The sequence below is a fragment of the Caballeronia calidae genome (assembly GCF_900044055.2).
Taxonomy (GTDB): domain Bacteria; phylum Pseudomonadota; class Gammaproteobacteria; order Burkholderiales; family Burkholderiaceae; genus Caballeronia; species Caballeronia calidae.
This window is the reverse complement of the sequence record NZ_FCOX02000186.1, coordinates 1-3,900: the sequence shown is the minus strand read 5'-3', so window position 1 is coordinate 3,900 and position 3,900 is coordinate 1. Positions and strand designations below refer to the sequence as shown.

Here is a 3,900-nt window from a genome sequence, read left to right as displayed (position 1 = left end):
TGTTCGAGTGGTTGACGACACTTCCACTCTGGCACATTGATGCCGTCTAGGTGGGGGCGTCCATCCCATTGCTTACGGAGCGGCTTGCGAATCTGCTTCTAGGCGAGGGCTTCACCTATCCTGCCGGGAATTCTCACCGGCATGAGCCGGTATTCGATGGGTCAGGCGGTCTGCATGTCTCTGCAACGCTCGGCATGGGCGTTGCGCCGGCCTGTTAAACACGCGGACAACGTGGGGTCGCCATGCCGGGACGCGACAAATATCAGCGCCAAACCTATGCGATGCGCCGCGCCAGCGCGGCGGTGGCTCGATTAATCCTCGTCACGACGCCGGCCGAAAAAGCGCAGGCGGGCAAAATGGGCGCGGCTCTGGGCGAAGGCAGCCAAGACGGCCGTTTGGTGCGATGCAAGGAAGGCTAAACATCGCTAAATTCGGCGGGTGGATACGGCTAACGCTCGACCAAGCGGTCTCGTTGCGCTTGTGCGGTCTTTAAAGCCGCTTCGAAGGTCTGCAATATTTGCTTGGCTAACTCAAGCTCTATGCCATTGGTCTGCCGGGTTTGAATACGGTACTGCTGCTCCGCTACTCGCTTTTCCCATTTGGCTATCTCGGCCTCTGCCTTGGCAAGTTCTATCGTTGCCATTTCCGGAGGAATCATCGCGCCCCCTCGCTACTCACATTTCGTCTAGAGCAAGGAAGGAGCCTGGAGGGCGGGCGGATTAGCCCCTGCAGAATTGCCGCGAGGCCGGGGAAATACACGCCGCACCGCTCCGCGTGAGAGTTTGCGCTCCGGTTCGGGCAGTCGTAGCTCCGAGCCTAGGTCCGTCGTCGGGAAGTCAGAGCCGAAGCGTTCCACGAGCCGCGCCGGGTGATTCTTGCCCCGCCGTCCGCAGCGGGAGCAGGCAATCTCACGGTGCGCCGCTTTAGCGGCCACGGTCCGAGGACCACGCTACCGAGAAATGTCATTCCTCTATGAAGATGCGGTCCGGGTACAAGCCGGTATCGGCGGCGGCCTGCTCGACCTCCTGTGTGGACTGAAAGGCCCCTAGCTCGCCTATGGTCTCCTCTCCCGCTGTAAGCCGCCCGCCCCATAGGCCGCCCGGCACGGGGTAGATGTGCAGGATAATAGGCTCGTCTTCGGCAAACACGCCTATCGCTGGGGCGGTAAAGTGGTCCTCGCCGCTCCCGAAGGCGGGATGACCTCGTTGCCCGACCTGCGCCTAGGCCCTCCCTCACAGGGCAGGCGTGCAGCTGCGGCCAATACACCTCGACCGGATCCTGATACCCGCCCGTTTCGCGGCGGCCTGCTCGACCGTCTCCGGGACGGTCGCATCTGGCAACCCGCCGAGTCGCACCTTACCCGCGAATTAGCGGCCGCGTTCAAGCTCCTTCAGTAGGATCGACGCGGCGCGCTACACTAACGGATAAAAGCCCCTCCGAAGCGGAGAACCGCCTCTCGACCGACGCGAAAACATGAACCCTTCAAGACCTCTCGCTGCACCTAATGGACTTCGCGGCTTTGCGCACTTAGTTGAGCGCCTCGTTCCACGGACGGATCGTTCGACGCCGTCCGGCTCGGACCCCGGCGCAACAAGCCGTTATGCCCCGACGGGGCCCGTCATACGACGCAGGCTAGCGTTGCAGCGCGACAGAACCTGAACTATCGCTGACACGCAGAATGTTCCCCTCGGGGGTGATTTGCCGGGGTATATCGTTGAACGTTGGTCGCGCGTGCGGTCGTCCTGCCGCTCTCGCGTACCAACTGGTGGCTGCGGCTCTCACCCCATGCTTGACGTTGCTGCCCGGCGATGCCTTCATACGCGCGTGCCGTCTCGCCAACGACTTATGAGACTGTGAGCTTACTCCGGGCATGTTGCTGCGCGCCTCGGGCGGATTCCAGACTTCGACGTAGTGCTGGCCTGCCGTCGCGGTCGATGTCAATGCCACCAGAACTGCGCCAAGAAAGACCCGCTTCCCCAAGTTCCCTCCTGCATTATCTCGTTGGTCGGTGGCGCTTTCTGCCAAATCGTCGCTAGTATTGCACGCAAAAAAGGCGGTCGCGGCAACCAGCACCAGCACCACGATGAGACGCGCGTCACAGATCGCTGGCGTACTACGCAACCAGAGGCGAGGGTCGCCAGTATCGTCGGTTGAGCCGCTGCCACTATCAGTCATCCGACCCGCGCGCGACGATCCGGGCGAACTACTGCAGAGAATTGCATCACCGGTCGGATCACGAGCCTGGGAAGCCAGCATAGTGCCTCGACAGCCACGCGCTGCGGAGCGGCATTGATAGAGCGCCTTCAACGCGGCCGTCTTCCGTCCGTCAACCTGCAACCGCCTGCTCGCGCTGCGAACGGCGGGGCAAGTATCAAGTCGCGCGGCTCGTGGCGCGGTTCGGCCCGGAGTTCCCGATGACGGACTCGCGGCGAAGCGAACCGGGGCACGACCGCGCATAACGAACGATGCGACGTGTAATTTCCCCGGCCTCGTGGCCATCCTGCACGGCGGGGCTAGCTAAAGTTTGCCTGGGCGGGGCCGTTAAACAGGTCTCTCTCCAGAACATGCATTTAATAAGTTTCATGTTTTGCCTTGGGGCCGCTCGACATGAGCGGCCCTTTTCATTCTCGCCACCGACACGCGCTCCGCGCTGCACAAAAACCGCCCGCCTCCAAGCCGCCTCGAGGCCGTGTTTACCGATTGACATAACGCGCTTGGCGGTGTTTAGTCTGTCCGTTGCTGCGGTCCGTTGCTGCGGTGCATGGCCGCGGGCTGCTCGGCGACGCCCATCGGCCGTTGCGTCCGCTCAAACCTCGCCCTCCTCCTCGAGCTTGCGCCAAATGCGATGGCCTTCATTCTGACCCGCGAAATAGGCATCGGCCTGCGCGGTGCCGAGCTCATAGGGGAGCGGCACGGGAATCCCACCCACGCGCAGGTTCAGGATGGAACGCACGCCGGCTTTGTATTCCGGACTGGTCGGGTCGCGCGGCGCGTCGAACGCGCGGCGCATCAGTTCGTCGACGGTGGGTCTCATCATCGGGTTCTCCGTTACGCCGGCTTCATTTCGAATGCGTCGGGTTTGCCAGTGAGACGCGAGCGCCAGACAGCGCTGCGGGCGAAGAAGGAGCTCATCGATCAGCATAAAGCATCCGCGGCGCTTCAGTTTTTCTGAAACGAGCCGATATTGCGACCGGAGTAGTTTCGTTGGATGTAGATCCGATCACCAGAGATCACTGAAATGGCAACAAATGAGGCACGACATGACATTAAACGTAAGCAATGGGATGGACGCCCCCACCTAGGAGTATGCGCGGCAGAAATCTGATGTCATCCGGCCGAGCCGGGTAAGCGTTGTTAGGAGATGCCAATAAGCTATCTTCCCTACGAGCCGCAGCAGCAGATGTTGCTGCCCCACGCGCTGCAAGACTGGCTGCCTGAAGGGCACCTGGCCTATTACATCAGCGACACGGTGGATTCGCTCGACCTGTCAAGCTTCCATGCGCGGTATGCGGGCGGCGGCCCGCGCAATCAACCCTTTCATCCGGCGATGATGGTGAAGGTGCTCGTCTACGGCTATGCGACCGGGGTGTTCTCGTCGCGCAAGCTGGCCAGGAAGCTGCATGAAGATGTCGCGTTCCGGGTCCTCGCCGCGGGCAACTATCCGGCGCATCGCACGCTTTGCGACTTTCGCGCCTTTCACTTGAAGGAACTGTCGGACCTGTTTGTGCAAGTGGTGAAGCTGGCCAAGGAATGCGGACTGGTCAAGCTCGGGACGATTGCCGTTGACGGCACGAAGATCAAGGCCAATGCGTCGCGTCATAAGGCGATGAGTTACGAGCGGATGAAGAAAGCCGAGCTGGAACTCAAAGAACAGATCGATGCGCTGCTGGCCAAGGCGAA

General features: G+C 61.4%; 5 protein-coding genes. 2 read left to right on the top strand and 3 right to left on the bottom strand.

Annotated features, from left to right (window positions below):
- The first annotated feature begins 242 nt into the window (after nt 1-242).
- Entirely contained in the window at nt 243-419 is a 177-nt protein-coding gene (locus AWB78_RS47340; protein WP_157697876.1) for a hypothetical protein, read from the top strand.
- 29 nt (nt 420-448) lie between these two features.
- On the opposite strand, the gene AWB78_RS41670 is transcribed toward AWB78_RS47340, so the two are convergent.
- The 3 genes from AWB78_RS41670 to AWB78_RS41660 all read right to left on the bottom strand — a co-directional run bounded on the left by AWB78_RS41670 (nt 449) and on the right by AWB78_RS41660 (nt 3,142).
- Nucleotides 449-658, bottom strand: coding sequence for a hypothetical protein (locus tag AWB78_RS41670; protein ID WP_062613036.1), 210 nt, complete (start codon nt 656-658; stop codon nt 449-451).
- A gap of 304 nt (nt 659-962) precedes the next feature.
- Nucleotides 963-1,148: a hypothetical protein gene (locus tag AWB78_RS41665; RefSeq protein ID WP_062613034.1), complete on the bottom strand. Its 186-nt coding sequence runs from the start codon at nt 1,146-1,148 to the stop codon at nt 963-965.
- Between the two features lie 1,658 nt (nt 1,149-2,806).
- On the bottom strand, nt 2,807-3,142 hold the full coding sequence (locus AWB78_RS41660) for a hypothetical protein (RefSeq protein ID WP_157697875.1): 336 nt from the start codon (nt 3,140-3,142) through the stop codon (nt 2,807-2,809).
- A 219-nt stretch (nt 3,143-3,361) separates the two neighbouring features.
- On the opposite strand from AWB78_RS41660, the gene AWB78_RS41655 reads away from it, so the two are divergent.
- Nucleotides 3,362-3,900 (top strand): transposase (locus AWB78_RS41655; protein ID WP_198399358.1); only part of this gene is annotated, 539 nt, incomplete at its 3' end.

Bases quoted from the DNA above. Each gene is read 5' to 3' on its own strand.
- AWB78_RS47340 (WP_157697876.1), top strand. From the start codon at position 243: ATGCCGGGACGCGACAAATATCAGCGCCAAACCTATGCGATGCGCCGC.
- AWB78_RS41670 (WP_062613036.1), bottom strand. From the start codon at position 658: ATGATTCCTCCGGAAATGGCAACGATAGAACTTGCCAAGGCAGAGGCC.
- AWB78_RS41660 (WP_157697875.1), bottom strand. From the start codon at position 3,142: ATGCTGATCGATGAGCTCCTTCTTCGCCCGCAGCGCTGTCTGGCGCTC.